The sequence below is a fragment of the Arthrobacter pullicola genome (assembly GCF_014836875.1).
In the GTDB taxonomy this organism is placed as follows: Bacteria; Actinomycetota; Actinomycetes; order Actinomycetales; family Micrococcaceae; genus Arthrobacter_B; species Arthrobacter_B pullicola.
In genome coordinates this window covers 351,603-366,873 of record NZ_JACSQC010000002.1, presented here as the reverse complement: position 1 = coordinate 366,873, position 15,271 = coordinate 351,603, and the positions used below count along the sequence as shown (strand labels likewise).

Genomic DNA, 15,271 nt, shown 5'->3' with positions numbered 1-15,271 from the left:
GTCGATCCCCAACTCATCGGTGGCGCATGCCGCTGGCGTGGCCGGCGCGAGGAACGTTTTTCCTCCGGTTTGGGTCTCTCCTGCCGGTTTGGGATTCTCCTGCCGCGGCGCTGCCTGCCGCGGCCCTGCCTGCCGCGGCGCTCCGGCAGGAAAGTCCCAATCCCGCAGGGTTGTCCCGGAACGGAGGGAAACCCCGGCCGGGCCTCCGCTAGGCGGTATCGGCCAGGGTGCCAAGGTAGAGCTGGATGACCTTGGGATCCTTCATCAGTTCCCGGCCGGTGCCGGTGTAGGCGTCCTTGCCCTGGTCCAGTACATAGGCGCGGTCACATATCTGCAGGCAGCGCCGCGCGTTCTGCTCCACCATGATCACCGAGACGCCGGCGCGGTTGATTTCGTGCACACGCAGGAAGGTTTCGTCCTGCTTCACGGGGGACAGCCCGGCGGAGGGTTCGTCCAGGAGCAGCACCGCCGGTTCCATCATCAGTGCCCGTCCCATCGCGACCATCTGCCGTTCGCCACCGGAGAGTGATCCTGCCCGCTGGCTCCGGCGTTTCTTCAGCTCCGGAAACAGGTCCGCGACGAACTCGAAGCGTTCCCGAAAGTTCTTCGGCTGCTGGTAGAGGCCCATCTGCAGGTTCTCTTCGATGGTCAGCGACGCGAAGACGTTGTTGTTCTGCGGGACAAACCCGACACCCCGGGTCACCAGCTTGTTCGCCTTCAGCCCGGTCAGGTCCTGGCCACGGACCATCACCGTGCCCGAATGCACCTTGACCAGGCCGAACATTGCCTTCAGCAGCGTGGACTTGCCGGCACCATTGGGCCCGATGATGCCAATGAGTTCGCCCCTGCGGGCCTCGATGGAACAGCCGTTCAGGATATTGACGCCCGGAATGTAGCCGGCCACCAGGTCGGTAACCTTGACGACGGAGTCACCTTCGAAACTTTCTGCGCTCATGCCAGGTCCTTCCGTTCGTGGATTGTGGGACTGGACAGCTCATCTTCGGGCCGGATGTCCGACTCCGGGTCCTTTTCCAGCACGGCCTCGAGTTTTTCGAAACCTTCGGAATCACCCAGGTCGACGTCGTGATGAGCTCCCAGATAAGCGTCGATCACGGCCTGGTCCTTCATGACCTCGCCGGGCGGGCCTTCGGCCACGACTTTGCCTTCGGCCATCACGATGACCCAATCGGCAATGTGGCGGACCATGTGCATGTCGTGTTCCACAAAGAGGACCGTCATGCCTTCGGCTTTCAGGTTTTTGATGTGGTCCAGCAATGACTGGGTCAGGGCTGGATTCACCCCGGCCATCGGCTCGTCAAGCATCACCAGCCGGGGATTGACCATCAGCGCGCGGGCCATCTCCAGCAGCTTGCGCTGCCCCCCGGACAGCGACGCCGCATACTCCGTGCGCTTGGTGTCCAGTTTGAACTTTGCCAGCAGGCGGTCCGCCTGTTCGGTGATTTCGTCCTCGCGGCCCTTCCACAAAGGACGGAACAGGGCCCGGCGCAGCGCCTCGCCCGGCTGCTTGTTGGCGCCAAGCCTCATGTTCTCCAGGACGGTCAGCTTTCCCATCACCTTGGTCAGCTGAAAGGTGCGCACCATGCCCAGCCGTGCAACCTTGTAGGCAGATACGCCGGCCAGGTCCCGGTCCTCGAACCGCCACTCTCCGGACTGCGGGGTGTCGAATCCGGTCAGGAGGTTAAAGAGGGTGGTTTTGCCGGCGCCGTTGGGCCCAATCAGCGCCGTGATCTTGTGCCGCGGAATTTCCACGTGCTCGACGTTGACGGCGTGGATGCCGCCGTAGGTGCGGGTCACGTTGGAGGCCACCAGGATAGGATCGCGCTTGCGGCAGCCTGGCAGCGCGGCGTCGGTGGAGATCGGACGGTCATCGGTCATGTACTGGTTGCCTGCCCAGCTTTCCTCCGGACTGGAGTCTGCCGGTGGCTCCGCCGGATGCGCCTCCGCGGCAGGAACGGCTGCGTGTGCGCCGTAGCGGCGTTTTGGCCGGGGGCTTTGTGCTTCGTGGCTCATGCGAATGACAGCTCCTTCTTGTTGCCCAGCACGCCCTGCGGCCGGAAAATCATCAGCAGCATCAGGGCCACACCCACAAGGATGTACCGCAGCTGGCCGGCCTGGGTAGTGGTCAGGAAAGTGATGAACCCGGACTCAATGGCACCGTAGAGCAGGCCCTGGGTCAGGGAGAGCACTGCCCAGAAAATCATGGCGCCGATCACCGGCCCGAGCACGGTGGACATTCCGCCCAGGAGCAGTGCCGTATAGAGGAAGAACGTAAGTTCCGTACCGTAGTTGGCCGGCTGGACTGCGCCACGGGGGAGAGTGAAGATGATGCCCGCCAATGAACCGAGCAGGCCGCCGATGATCAGGGCCTGCATCTTGTAGGCGTACACATTCTTGCCGAGCGAGCGCACCGCATTCTCGTCTTCGCGGATGCCCTTCACCACGCGGCCCCAGGGGCTGCGGACCAGGAGCCAGACCACCAGGCAGGCCAGGGCGACGACGCCCCAGGCCACCACCCGGATCCAGAGGTCCCGCTCATTGAGGCTGAACGGCCCCAATGTGTAGACGCCCTGGGGGAACGGGTTCAGTGCATAAAAGCCGCCTTCGAAGGAGGCCAGGCCGTTGGCCGAACCGGTGACTTCCGTCAGCCCGTTCGTGGTGACGATATAACGGACGATTTCTGCGGCGGCGATGGTCACGATTGCCAGGTAGTCCGCCCGCAGCCGCAGGGTTGGCAGGCCCAGGATCACGGCGAACGCCACGGACGCCAGCATGGCGATCAGCAGGGCCACCGGCAGAGGGGCATTAAAGCTCAGTGTGGGGATGGCGAAGCCGTAGGCGCCGATCGCCATAAATCCGGCCTGGCCGAAGTTGAGCAGCCCGGTGTAGCCGAAGTGCACCGCCAGCCCCAGTGCGGCCAGTGCGTAGGCCGCCGTGGTGGGTGTGAAGAATTCGTTGACTGCGCCCAGCAGTATGTTTCCGAAGTCCATATCGAAGCCCCTAACCTATGCGCTCTCGGCGGCCCAGGATGCCCTGCGGCCGGACCAGGAGGACGAGAATCATGATGAGCAGCGCACCGACGTATTTCAGGTCCGCCTCGAGCCAGAGCGTGGAGATCTCGACGAAGAGTCCCACGATGATGGAACCGATCAGCGCACCGAAGACAGTGCCGAGGCCGCCGAGCGTCACAGAGGCAAAGATCAGCAGCAGGATCTGCTGCCCCATGTTGAAGGAGACACCCGGGCGGTAGTAGGCCCACAGAATTCCGCCCAGCGCGGCCAGCGCTCCGCCGGCCATCCAGACGATCCGGATGACCCGGTCGACGTCGATGCCGGAGGCGGCGGCCAGCGGCGGGTTGTCAGCGACGGCCCGCGTGGCTTTGCCGATCCTGGTCCGCAGCAGCAGGGCCGCGACCACAAGGATGACGGCGAGGGAGACGCACAGGGACACCAGATTGTTCCGGGAGATGGAAACCGGCCCCAGTTCGAGCATCGGACTCTGGGAGTCGGGCAGCTGCTGGGTTGCCCCGCCGAAGAAGAAGAGGATCGTGTAGCGCAGGGCCAGTGCCAGTCCGATGCTGACGATCATCATCGGGACCAGTCCGGTGCCACGCATCCGCAGCCGCTTCCACAATCCGGCATCCTGCACGTAGCCGAGTCCCGCACCGCCAGCCACCGCGAGTATGAGGGCCAGCCACAGCGGCAGTCCCGCAGCAGAGAAGGCGAAGGCCAGCACCGCCCCGAAGGTGACCATTTCACCGTGCGCAAAGTTGGTGAGTCCGGTGGTGCCGAAGATCAGTGAGAGCCCGACGGCGCTGAGGGCGAGCAGGAGCCCGAAGCTGAGTCCGGCGACGGCCCGCTCCACGAGCTTGGTGCCGAAGCTGTCTCCCTGAAGCACGATGCCCTCACCCAGGAGGAAGAGGGTGGTGATGTTGGAGGTGCCCGCGAACGTTACCGTGCGGGGGTTCTCCTGTCCGTCTGCCAGGCCGAGGCCGTCGGGAAGGGTGGACTCGTCGAGTTCCACCTCGTAGGCACCCTGTTCCGGGACCCCGATCGACCAGGAACCGTTGTCAGCTGTCTGCGTCTGCGCTTCATAGCCGTTGGCGCTCGCCTTGATCGTCACCCCCGCGACAGGGGAGCCCGCGTTCCGCAGGACACCGCTGATGCGGTCCTGGTATTCAGCTCCGTCCGTGACGGTGCCGCCGGGACTCTCGGATTCTTCGGTGCCTGTCTGCGGTGCGGGGCTTTCTGCTGCCGAGGGTGGAGCTGTCGTTGCATGCGCGGCAGGGGCAGCGAGCAGGAGACCGGCAAAGATGCCGACCACCGCCGCGAGTGTCCCCATATACCGGGCGAGTGCCGATATTCGTCCCAAAGTGAATAACCTCCGCCGGGGGTATTAGTGCACCGGTTTTCGGCGCACTTTTTGTGTGACAAATGTGATCCATGTCACGGGTGTGGATCATGCTACCCGGCGGATGTTTCAGTGGGGTGACCGGACGAGTGAGCTTTTGTCGCGATCGTGTAACGACTCCGCTGGGGGTGCTTCATTATGGGAGCCGAAGGCGGGATGCGGGACCAATGGTGCCAAACCGTTATCAACCGATTTTTGCCCCTGTGGAATCTTCCGGTGCCGCCGTGCGTTCTGGTTGATAGGCTCATTTACAACCAAGCCCCCAAGATGGAGGACATTTTCATGGCACAAGGCGGTAACCCGGTTTTCAACGGAAAGAATTTCCGTTCCCAGACCCGTGGCGGAGCAGCCACAGTACCGGCCAGTGGACCGTTTGCAGGGCAGGACCCCATGAGCCCGCAGCAGCTCCAGGACCTGTACGCCGCGCCCTCGGCCGGACCCGCCCAGACCGGCCGGATGACATATGACGACGTCATCATGAAGACTCTGGGCTGCCTGGCAGTCGTACTGCTCGGCGCAGCCATTCCGGTCTTCGTCCTCCCCGGCGCAGCCGGCCTGCTGATGATCGTGGGTGCACTGGGTGGTTTCGCCCTCGGCCTGGTCAACTCCTTCAAGCGGGAACCGGTTCCGGCCCTGATTCTTGGCTACGCGCTCCTTGAGGGCATGTTCCTCGGCGCCCTGACCCAGGTCCTCGACGCCATGTACCCGGGCATCGGCCTGCAGGCAGTGCTTGGCACCCTGGCCGTCTTCGGCGTGACCCTGGTGCTCTTCAAGAGCGGCAAGGTCCGTGCCACTCCGAAGGCCATGCGCTTCTTTATGATCGCCATGATCGGCTACCTGGTGTTCTCCCTGATGAACATGGGCTTGATGATCTTCGGTGTTGTGGATGACCCGTGGGGCGTGCGCGGTGTGGAAATCGCCGGCATCCCGCTGGGTGTCATCATTGGCCTGCTCGCCGTGGGCCTGGCCGCCTTCTCGCTGATCATGGACTTCACCTCGATCGAGCAGGGCGTCAAGGCCGGTGCCCCGCAGCGTTACTCCTGGACCGCTGCCTTCGGCCTGACCGTCACTCTCGTCTGGCTCTACGTGGAGATCATCCGCATCCTCGCTATTCTGCGCGCCAGCGCCGAATAGCGTTCAGCCACCGGGGCATCAACCGCGGGACCGCAGCTGCCAAGCTGCGGTCCCGCGGTTCTTTAACCCGCGGGTTCTTTAAACGGGAACTACGCTTCTGCCCAGCATCGGTCAACCGTACTATCGGGGCCACTGACCGAGGGGGGACGGGTGACCGAAGAGTTTACCGACCATGCTGCGCTCTTCCAGGACCTGCTGCTGGGTGCGGAGGAACTGGAGGCATTCCTGGCCGGGCTGGCCGGGCTGGCGGCCGCCATCCTGGGGGCAGACGAAGTGCGCGGCTGTTCGCTGGTTATTGAGCGGGCGCGGCGTGCCAGGGCTGCTGCGGACAGCGATGAACGGTCGGCGCGCATGGCCGTGGCCGTCTTCGGCAGCGGGGGGCCAGGGCTGGCGGCCCTGGTCGAAAACCAGTCCGTGGCAATCCCTGACGCCTGGTCTGAAACCCGCTGGCGCGGATTCCCGGGGCCGGCTGCCGCCGAAGGAATCCGCTCCCTGGCTGCCATTCCGCTGGCGCTGGAGGGGACCACCCGCGGCGCGCTCTGCACTTACTCTCCGCTCCCGCACCTCTTCCAGCCCCAGATGCTTCGAACCGTCGAAAAGGTTGCAGAAGAAGCTTCACGGACCCTGCGGCTGGCCCTGCGGGCCGACGCCCACCTCCACCGCGCACGCAACCTCCAGGCGGCATTGGAATCCCGGACCGTTGTGGACCTCGCCGTCGGCATCATCATGGGACAGAACGGCTGCAGCCAGCAGGCCGCTGTTGAGATCCTGCGCAGCGTGTCCAATACCCGGAACGTCAAAATCCGGAGCGTCGCTGCCGGTGTGGTTGCCGCAGTCAGCGAACGGGTCAGTACGCACTTTGACGAGTAGCCGGGGCAGCCGCCGAGCCGGCCCCCGGGACTAGTCTGGAACCATGACAACCGTGAACAACATGCTCCAGCCTGCTACCGGTGAACAATTCCGGCTCACCCAGGGCAGCGCCGCCGTCGTCGTGGCGTCCCTGGCCGGGGCCCTGCGCAGCTACACGGTCGGCGGGACGCAGCTGGTGGAAACCTACCCTGACGACGCTGTCCCGCCGTCGGCAGCCGGAATCCTCCTGGCCCCCTGGCCCAACCGCGTCGCGGGTGGCAGGTGGGAACTCGACGGGCAGCGGCAGCAGCTTGATATCACCGATCCGGCCCACGGCAATGCGATCCATGGCCTGCTGCGGAACACCGGCTACGCCGCGGTGGAGAAGACGGAGAGCAGCGTCAGGCTGGCCGCAGTCATCTACCCCCAGCACGGGTACCCCTTTCACCTGGTTCACGAGGTCCGCTACAGCCTCGATGCGGACGGAGGGCTGCGGGTCCGCCAGTCACTCACCAACCTCTCCGGCTCCCGTGCCCCCTTCGCCCTCGGTGCACACCCCTTCCTCCGGCTGGGCGAGGTCCCCACCGAGGAACTGGCGCTGCAGGTTGAAGGTGCCGTGACCCTCACGACGGACGCATCGATGATCCCCACCGGGCAGGTTCCTGTGAGCGGCAGCCGCGATCTGCGCAAGCCAAGGAAGATCGGCTCACTCGCACTCGACGCGGCCTACACCGGCCTCACCGAACACGGCGGCCAATATTGGCACACGCTCTCGGCCGAAGACGGGCGCAGGGTGCAGCTGTGGTCGGACACAGCCTTCGGCTATGTGCACGTCTTCGTGACGGATAACTTCCCCGGACGCACCTGCGCCGTGGCGCTGGAACCCATGACCGCACCGGCCAACGCGCTCAATTCCGGGGAAGGGCTGCGCTGGCTGGAGCCGGGCGGAAACTTCAGCGCCGAGTGGGGAATCCGGGCGGAGCTGTAAAAGTCCTGAACGCGTAAAGGTCAGGGACTGTCCATCCAAATATGGAAAGATGACCCCATGAGACCCCATGCCCGACGGGTAGCCGCGCCCAAGGCCGTCCAGGCTGCAGCCGTGCGCTCCAGCCGTGCCGGCGACGATGTTCCGTACGCGCTGCGCGTCAGTGCCTCCTGGGCCTGGCGGCTCGGCGTCGTACTGGTAGTCAGCGGCGGACTGCTCTGGATCCTCAGCCACTTCTCCCTGCTCATCATTCCGCTGATGGTCGCGGCGCTGCTGGCAGGCCTGCTCTCACCGATCAGTTCCTGGCTGCGCCGCAACAAGGTGCCCTCCGGCCTGGCCGTGGCGGTGACGATCGTCTCCTTCCTCGGGCTGATCGTCGCTGCCCTCACCCTGGTAGGCAGGCAGCTCGCCCTGGGATTCCGGGACCTCTGGGACGAGGTGCTCACCGGTTTTGACCAGGTCCAGGAATGGCTGGCAGCCGGACCGCTCAGGGTCACCTCGACGCAGATAGACAGCCTGCTCGGTGAGGCCACATCGGCGCTGCAGCAGAACTCCGCCAGCATCCTCTCCGGGGCGCTGAGCGTTGGCAGCAGTGCCGGACACTTCGCGGCCGGAGTCCTGCTGACGCTTTTTGCCCTGGTGTTCTTCCTGCTGGACGGGCGCCGGATCTGGCGCTTTCTCGCGGGCTTGATGCCGCGCCGGGCGCAGGCTGCTGCCTATGGGGCGGGGATCCGCGGCTGGGAATCCATGACCAGCTACGTCCGGGTGCAGCTGCTCGTAGCATTCATCGACGCCGTCGGAATCGGCGTTGGCGCAGCCATCATCGGTGTACCGCTGGCACTGCCGCTGTCCGTGCTGGTTTTCCTTGGTTCCTTCATTCCGCTCATTGGTGCATTTGTCTCCGGGTCAATCGCCATCCTGCTGGCGCTGGTCGCCAACGGCTGGGTCAATGCGGTGATCATGCTTGGAATTGTCCTGCTGGTCCAGCAGATCGAATCGCACATCCTGCAGCCGCTGATCATGGGCCGGGCAGTAGCCCTGCACCCGCTTGCCGTGATCCTGGCCGTGACCGGCGGCACCCTGGTGGCCGGGATTGCCGGAGCTCTCTTTTCCGTGCCCCTCCTCGCGATCCTCAACTCGATGATCCGCTACGTTGCAGCCCGCCGCTGGGAACAGGACCCGTTGCTGGCCCGTGACAATACTTTCGGGCCGCCGGGAACATCGCCGCCGGACCTCGAGAACGAAGACAACGATTTGGATGAACCCCGCTCCGGCAGCGGGACCGCCGAACAAGCCACAGCAAACGAAGAAGAGAACCGACGTTGACAGATTTTCCCCAGCTGCCCGTAACACTCGATGACATCCAGGCAGCCGCCAAGCTGCTGGACGGCGTCATTGCCCACACCCCGATCGAACAGTCCCGGGCGCTGGGAAGGATCACCGGATCCGACGTCTACCTCAAGTGTGAGAACCTGCAGCGTGCCGGCTCCTTCAAGGTCCGCGGCGCTTATGTCCGCATGGCCAAACTGAGCGAAGAGCAAAAAGCCAGCGGCGTGGTAGCGGCCTCGGCCGGCAACCACGCACAGGGTGTGGCGGTTGCCGCGGCGCGGCTGGGCATCAAGGCCCGGATCTTCATGCCGCTGGGGGTTGCACTGCCTAAGCTTGCAGCTACGCAGGGCCACGGAGCCGAAGTGGTGCTGCACGGCCACAATGTCGACGAGGCCCTGGCAGAGGCACAGCGCTACGCCGATGAGACCGGGGCTGTCTTCGTCCACCCCTTCGACAACGTCGACATCATTGCGGGACAGGGAACGCTGGGACTGGAGCTGCTGGAGCAGATCCCCACCCTTGACACCGTCCTGATGGGAGTTGGCGGGGGAGGGCTCCTGGCCGGAGTCGCCGTCGCCATCAAGGCACGGGCCAAGGAACTCGGCCGCGAGGTCCGGATCATCGGGGTCCAGGCCGAGAACGCCGCCGCCTACCCGCCGTCGCTGGCCGCTGACGCCCTGGTCCCGCTGAGCAAGGTCTCAACGATTGCCGACGGCATTGCCGTCGGGCGGCCGGGGCAGCTGCCGTTCTCCATCATCCGTGAACTGGTGGACGACGTCGTCACCGTCAGCGAAGACGCGCTGGCCCGGGCCCTGATCTTCCTGCTGGAACGCGCCAAACTGGTCGTCGAACCGGCCGGCGCAGTGGGTGTTGCCGCCATCATGGAGGGCAAAATCGAGAATCCGGGGAACACCGCGGTGATCCTCTCGGGCGGAAACGTGGATCCGATGCTTATGCTGAAGGTGATCCAGCGCGGCCTCGCGGCCGCCGGACGGTACCTCGTGGTACGGATCCTGCTGGATGACCGTCCCGGTTCGCTGGCCACGATTTCGCGGATCATCGCCGAATCCGATGCCAACGTCACCGGTGTGGACCACACGAGGGTTGGAGGATCGATCAGCATGGGAGACGTCGCCATCACCATCAACATGGAAACCAAGGGCCACGAGCACGGCGAACAGGTGCTGCAGAACCTGCGGGCTGAAGGCTTCCACCCCGTCGTCCTGCACGGCTAGCCGATGCTGGCCCAGCGAGCCAAGAGTGCGCTGCTGGTTTCCGCCTGCCTGACGGCCGGAATCTGGCTGGTGTACTTCCTCACGCTGCCCTTCCAGGCCACCCTGCTGCCGCTGCTGGGGATCCTTCCCCGGCAGCTCGATGGGCTGGACGGAATACTGTTCGCGCCGCTGCTGCATGCTGGAGCCGGACACCTGTTGAGCAACAGCCTGCCGCTGCTGGCTTTCGCGTTCCTGGTGCTCCTGGAAGGCATCCGGAGGTTTGCCGCAGTTGCGGCGATCTGCTGGCTCTCGTCCGGGATCGGCGTCTGGCTGTTAGGCGGCGGACTCACCATCGGGATTTCCGGCGTCGTCTTTGGCCTGTTCGCGTACCTGATGGTGCGGGGATTTTACAACCGCGACCTGCTGCAGATCCTGATCGGGGGAGTCCTGTTCCTGATCTACGGTTCACTGCTGTGGGGGATTCTGCCGACCGCGGCCGGGATTTCGTGGCAGGCGCATCTCTTTGGGGCCGCCGGAGGAGTTGCAGCCGCCATGGTGCTGCGCCGGCGCGGAGAGGCAGACCGGATCCGGACGCAGAAACGGGCCCGCCCATAGGCGGACCCGCTGCGAACCATTCGTGAAAAACTACCCGGCGTAGGGCTTAGCCGAAACGATCTCGACTGAGATGCTCTTGCCGTTGGGAGCGGTGTAGTGCGTGGTGTCGCCGGTCTTCAAGCCGGAGATGGCTGCGCCGAGCGGTGACTTCTCGCTGTAGACATCAATGTCGCTGTCCCCGGCGATTTCGCGGCTGCCGAGCAGGAAGCGCTCCAGGTCTCCGGCGATCCTGGCTTCGACCAGCATGCCCGGTTCCACGACGCCGTCGTCAGCCGGAGCCTCGCCGACCTGTGCGTCGCGAAGGAGCTGGGTCAGCTGGCGGATTCGGGCCTCAGCCTTGCCCTGCTCCTCCTTGGCAGCGTGGTAACCGCCGTTCTCCTTCAAATCGCCTTCGGACCGTGCCTGTTCAATACGTGCAACGATTTCGGTACGGCCGGGGCCCGAAAGATGGTCCAGTTCCGCCTTCAGGCGGTCGTAAGACTCCTGCGTGAGCCAGGCGACAGATGCGCTGTTGGTAGACACGGGTCTCTCCTTATATGACATCCGAATCCAGATTCGGCTTGGCTGAAATTGCTGTGCGGCCTGGGTGGCCTGACAAGCAAAGACCCCGCCGGACGGTGACCGGTTGCTCTGGCTGGTGTTCCGGCAGTCACCTGGGCGGGGCGTTACGTAGCCTCCATACTAGTCAGCCGGACGGACAAACCCAAGACATCGGCACGGGTTTCGCTTTCCGGCTAATTGTGCCTGGAAGCTAGAGCTGTGCGCCCTCGACCAGCCAGCAGGCGTTTACCCCGCCGGTGACACCGAGCGAATCGGTGCGCAGGCTAACGCGCTGGGATACGGTTTCTTTTTCCGCCGGGCCAATTCGAACGGTCTTCCAACCGACCACCGCATAGCTGTCGTTGAGCACCTGGAGGGCACATTCGACGGTGGCATCCGCGGGCTTGGTGACGTTGAAGTCCACGACCGCGGTGGACGCATCGGGAATCGAGAAGCCAACGTCTTTGGGCGTGATGGTTCCGGACCCGGACGGGACCGCCATAAAAGCGACGACGACGACAGCGGCCAGTCCAGCAACGGACCCCAGGACCACTTTGGTGCGCCGGCCGAGGCCTGGCTTGGGGGTGCCGTAGCGATTGGCTAACCTTGGGGTGGATGACAATCCGTCCGCGGGGCGCTCTGGAACCGGCAGACCTTCCTCAGTGCTCACCACTTCATTTTACCGAACATTCTTGTCGGCGCTTTCCGCCGACCGTCAGGAGTACCGCGTTGTCCACCGAACCGAGCTTTGCACCCGACGGCGAACTCCGCCTGCTGGCCGTCCATGCCCACCCCGATGACGAGGCCAGCAAGGGAGCCGCCACCATGGCGTCCTACGCCGCTTCCGGAGTGAAAGTCATGGTGGCCACGTGCACCGGAGGCGAACGCGGTGACGTACTGAACCCCGCTGCGGAGGACGAACCCTCGGCCAAGCGTGACCTGGCCGGACTGCGGCGCAGCGAAATGGCGGCCTCACAGGCAGCCCTGGGGATCGAGCACCGCTGGCTCGGGTTTATGGACTCCGGTTTGCCCGAAGGTGATCCGCTCCCGGAGCTTCCGGCAGGCTGCTTCGCCCTCCGTCCGCTGCAGACCGCGGCGGCACCGATGGTCAAGCTCGTGCGTGAGTTCCGTCCGCACGTGATCATCAGCTACGACGAAAACGGCGGCTATCCGCACCCTGACCACATCATGGCCCACCGGGTTGCGGTCGAAGCGTTCCACGCCGCCGGAGATCCGCTGGCCTACCCGGGAACCGGGGCACCCTGGGAGCCACTGAAGCTGTACTATGACCGCGGCTTCAACCCTGAACGCTTCCGTGCCCTGCACGAAGCCCTGACCCGGGCGGGGCTGGAGTCCCCTTACGCCGAACGGCTGGCAGCCTGGCTTGAGACGGAACCCGACGGCCACCAGCCCCCGGCTCCGCTGCACCCGACCACCACCCAGGTGGAATGCGGGGACTTCTTCCCGGTGCGTGACGCCGCCCTCAAGGCTCACCGCACCCAGGTGGATCCGGAGGGATTCTTCTTCGCTGTGAGCACCGACCTGCAGCGGGAGGTCTGGCCCTGGGAAGACTATTCACTGATCGAATCCCGCGTCCCGTCCTCCGTACCTGAAACCGACCTCTTCGCTGGCATACGATAGAGGGTAGATACGGCGTTTGTGCGCCGGCTTCTGCCAAGAGAGAGATACTTCGTGAACCTGCTGTACAGCGTGTACCTGACGGTCAACCCCGCCCCGATCGAGGGAGACCTTAAGCCGGGCCTGGAAGAGGGGGACATTACCCCGGGGCTCCTGGGCTTCCTGGCGACCCTGTTCCTTGCCCTGTGCGTGGTGTTCCTGATCCGCGACATGGTCAAGCGGATCCGCCGGGTGCGTTACCGGTCCCAAGCGGCAGAAGCCCAGCTGGCAGCTGCCGGGGACGGTACCACGGGAGTCCCCGCGGCTGATGCTGCCGATGAAGACGCGGAGGACGCCGCCGCTGCCTCTTTCGAAACAGGCGAAGCACGCGAAGCTGCAGGTAAGCGTCCGGGAACCGACGGATAAACCGCATGGCGGAGAGGCTGGAGAACCAAGCGTCCGCCTATCTCCGCCAGCACGCCGGCAACCCGGTTGACTGGTGGCCCTTCGGAGACGAAGCGTTCGCTGAGGCCCGCCGCAGGGACGTTCCTGTTTTCATCTCAATTGGCTACGCCGCGTGCCACTGGTGCCATGTCATGGCCCACGAGTCATTCGAGGATCCGGAGATTGCCCGGGTGCTGAACGGTAACTTTGTCAGCATCAAGGTGGACCGGGAAGAACGCCCCGATGTCGACGCGGCGTATATGGCCGCCACGCAGGCCCTCACCGGGCAGGGCGGCTGGCCGATGAGCGTCTTCACGCTTCCGGACGGACGAACCTACTACGCCGGCACGTACTTTCCGCCGCAGCCGCTGCAGGGAACTCCCTCCTTCGGGCAGGTGCTTGACGCCGTGCTCACCGCCTGGACCGGGCGCCGGGAAGACGTTGAGGCAAGCGCCGCCCAGATCGCCGCGCATCTGGCTGCCGGGCAGCTCGCAAACCGGCACCTGCTGGGAGACCTTGACGGCGGAGTCGTTCCAGAGACCCCGGATGAGGGCTGGGCAGCCGAAGCGCTGAGCGCCGCCGTCGGCGTCCTGTCCCAAAACGAAGACCCTGATTTCGGCGGATTCGGGGGAGCCCCGAAGTTCCCGCCGTCGCCCGTTCTGCGTTTCCTGCTGGCTCACGGACACAGCGGCGCTGACACCCGTCCCGCCGCGGCCAGGCTGGCTGCCCGCACCCTGGGCGCCATGGCACTTGGCGGCCTGTATGACCAGGTCGAAGGCGGATTTGCCAGATACGCGGTGGACCGCCGCTGGCAGGTCCCGCACTTCGAGAAAATGCTCTACGACAACGCGCAGCTGCTCCGGCTGTATGCACACTATTCCCGGGCAGAAACAGATCCGGATCACCGCCGCCTCGCCCTGCGGGTCACGCGGGAGACCGCACAGTGGCTGACCAACCGGATGCTGCTTCCCGGCGGTGCCTTCGCGTCCTCGCTGGACGCCGACACCGAGGTGAACGGCCGCCGCGTCGAGGGTGCGACGTACGTGTTCACCCGTGCCGAACTTGAAGCCACCCTCGGGCCCGGCAGTCCCGCCCTGGAGCTGCTGGATACGGATGAAGACGACGGCGCGTCCCACGGGCTGCCCGGCAGTACCCTCCGCCTGGCGGCTGTCCCGGATGCAGACCAGAGCGCTGTGTGGGAGGAAGCCAGGACGGCCCTGGCCCGGGTCCGGGAGCAGCGTCCGCAGCCGGACCGGGATGAGAAGGTGGTGGCCGGCTGGAATGGCCTGGTCATAGCCGGCCTGGCCGATGCAGCCACGGCCCTGGCCGGTACACCGGAACCGTGGATTCTGCGTGCGGCGGAAGCAGCGGGGGAGTACCTCCTGGGCGTTCATTGGAAGGGACAGATCCTGTACCGGGTCTCCCACCACGGCGCCGCACAGGGGATCGAAGGTCTGCTGGAGGATTACGCCGGGGCCGCCGAAGGACTTTTCGCGCTGTACGCAGCCACCGGAGACCCGCGCTGGTACGAAGGCGCCGAGTCCCTGGTGACGAAAGCCTGCAGCCGGTTCCTGACCGGCGGGACGCTTTCGGATACCGCGGCCGAGCCGGCTGAGATCAGGCAGGCCCAGGGAGGTGTTGCCGCCGCCAACCCGCTGGATGATGCAGTTCCCAGCGGTGCGGCCCTGTTCGCCGGGGTGCTGCTGACGTCTTCGGCGTACAGCGGAGCGGTGCACCACCGTGCCCTGGCCGAAGCGCTGACCGCACATGTGCGGCGTGCCGGCCCCGCCGCGCCCCAAGCAGTGGGCTGGGCTCTGTCCGTGCAGCAGGCGCTGACGGGCGGACCCCTGGAGCTGGCCGTCACAGGCTCCGACCCCGCGGCAGTGGCCCGGCTGCTCGCCGCCGGACGAAGCGCGGGCGGTCCGTCGCTGGTCATCGCCCATGGGCCTGCCGACGGAGTCCCGCTGCTGGCCGGACGGGACACTCAGGCTCCGGCACTGGCCTACGTCTGCCGGGCTATGGTGTGCCGCCGGCCGGTTAGCACAGCGGCGGAACTGCTCGGGCAGCTCCAAAATCCGGCGGGGTAAAGCCGGTGCGGGCCAGCTGGTCTGAACGC

15 protein-coding genes are annotated in these 15,271 nt (G+C 65.4%); 9 read left to right on the top strand and 6 right to left on the bottom strand.

Annotated elements, in window-relative coordinates; genetic code table 11:
• Window positions 1–208: 208 nt before the first annotated feature.
• The 4 genes from H9638_RS04970 to H9638_RS04955 all read right to left on the bottom strand — a co-directional run bounded on the left by H9638_RS04970 (window position 209) and on the right by H9638_RS04955 (window position 4,359).
• Window positions 209–955: an ABC transporter ATP-binding protein gene (locus tag H9638_RS04970; protein ID WP_191746095.1), complete on the bottom strand. Its 747-nt coding sequence runs from the start codon at window positions 953–955 to the stop codon at window positions 209–211.
• On the bottom strand, window positions 952–1,896 hold the full coding sequence (locus H9638_RS04965; RefSeq protein ID WP_191746348.1) for an ABC transporter ATP-binding protein: 945 nt from the start codon (window positions 1,894–1,896) through the stop codon (window positions 952–954). The genes H9638_RS04970 and H9638_RS04965 overlap by 4 nt, the downstream gene beginning before the upstream one ends.
• A gap of 131 nt (window positions 1,897–2,027) precedes the next feature.
• A complete protein-coding gene (locus H9638_RS04960) occupies window positions 2,028–3,008 on the bottom strand; it encodes a branched-chain amino acid ABC transporter permease (protein ID WP_191746094.1) in 981 nt (326 codons plus the stop codon).
• 10 nt (window positions 3,009–3,018) lie between these two features.
• The gene (locus H9638_RS04955) at window positions 3,019–4,359 is read right to left on the bottom strand and encodes a branched-chain amino acid ABC transporter permease (protein ID WP_191746347.1); all 1,341 of its coding nucleotides are present in this window, start codon (window positions 4,357–4,359) and stop codon (window positions 3,019–3,021) included.
• Between the two features lie 351 nt (window positions 4,360–4,710).
• On the opposite strand from H9638_RS04955, the gene H9638_RS04950 reads away from it, so the two are divergent.
• The 6 genes from H9638_RS04950 (at window position 4,711) to H9638_RS04925 (ending at window position 10,554) form a co-directional block, all read left to right on the top strand.
• Window positions 4,711–5,562, top strand: a complete 852-nt coding sequence (locus tag H9638_RS04950) for a Bax inhibitor-1/YccA family protein (protein WP_191746093.1) — start codon at window positions 4,711–4,713, stop codon at window positions 5,560–5,562.
• Between the two features lie 150 nt (window positions 5,563–5,712).
• Window positions 5,713–6,432: a GAF and ANTAR domain-containing protein gene (locus tag H9638_RS04945; RefSeq protein WP_191746092.1), complete on the top strand. Its 720-nt coding sequence runs from the start codon at window positions 5,713–5,715 to the stop codon at window positions 6,430–6,432.
• A 43-nt stretch (window positions 6,433–6,475) separates the two neighbouring features.
• Window positions 6,476–7,399 (top strand): aldose 1-epimerase family protein, encoded by a 924-nt coding sequence (locus H9638_RS04940; RefSeq protein WP_191746091.1) that lies wholly within the window; start codon window positions 6,476–6,478, stop codon window positions 7,397–7,399.
• A gap of 57 nt (window positions 7,400–7,456) precedes the next feature.
• A complete protein-coding gene (locus tag H9638_RS04935; protein WP_191746090.1) occupies window positions 7,457–8,722 on the top strand; it encodes an AI-2E family transporter in 1,266 nt (421 codons plus the stop codon).
• A complete protein-coding gene (ilvA, locus tag H9638_RS04930) occupies window positions 8,719–9,960 on the top strand; it encodes a threonine ammonia-lyase (protein ID WP_191746089.1) in 1,242 nt (413 codons plus the stop codon). The genes H9638_RS04935 and ilvA overlap by 4 nt, the downstream gene beginning before the upstream one ends.
• Window positions 9,961–9,963: 3 nt before the next feature.
• Window positions 9,964–10,554: a rhomboid family intramembrane serine protease gene (locus tag H9638_RS04925; RefSeq protein WP_191746088.1), complete on the top strand. Its 591-nt coding sequence runs from the start codon at window positions 9,964–9,966 to the stop codon at window positions 10,552–10,554.
• A gap of 30 nt (window positions 10,555–10,584) precedes the next feature.
• On the opposite strand, the gene greA is transcribed toward H9638_RS04925, so the two are convergent.
• Window positions 10,585–11,097, bottom strand: a complete 513-nt coding sequence (greA, locus tag H9638_RS04920) for a transcription elongation factor GreA (protein ID WP_191746087.1) — start codon at window positions 11,095–11,097, stop codon at window positions 10,585–10,587.
• A gap of 208 nt (window positions 11,098–11,305) precedes the next feature.
• The gene (locus H9638_RS04915; protein WP_318241783.1) at window positions 11,306–11,764 is read right to left on the bottom strand and encodes a DUF4307 domain-containing protein; all 459 of its coding nucleotides are present in this window, start codon (window positions 11,762–11,764) and stop codon (window positions 11,306–11,308) included.
• A 59-nt stretch (window positions 11,765–11,823) separates the two neighbouring features.
• On the opposite strand from H9638_RS04915, the gene mca reads away from it, so the two are divergent.
• From mca to H9638_RS04900, 3 genes are read left to right on the top strand one after another with little or no spacing between them, the layout of a single operon-like run.
• Window positions 11,824–12,735, top strand: a complete 912-nt coding sequence (gene mca, locus H9638_RS04910; protein ID WP_225217002.1) for a mycothiol conjugate amidase Mca — start codon at window positions 11,824–11,826, stop codon at window positions 12,733–12,735.
• A gap of 51 nt (window positions 12,736–12,786) precedes the next feature.
• Window positions 12,787–13,137, top strand: a complete 351-nt coding sequence (locus tag H9638_RS04905) for a hypothetical protein (RefSeq protein ID WP_191746085.1) — start codon at window positions 12,787–12,789, stop codon at window positions 13,135–13,137.
• 5 nt (window positions 13,138–13,142) lie between these two features.
• Window positions 13,143–15,242 (top strand): thioredoxin domain-containing protein, encoded by a 2,100-nt coding sequence (locus H9638_RS04900; protein ID WP_191746084.1) that lies wholly within the window; start codon window positions 13,143–13,145, stop codon window positions 15,240–15,242.
• Window positions 15,243–15,271: the final 29 nt, after the last annotated feature.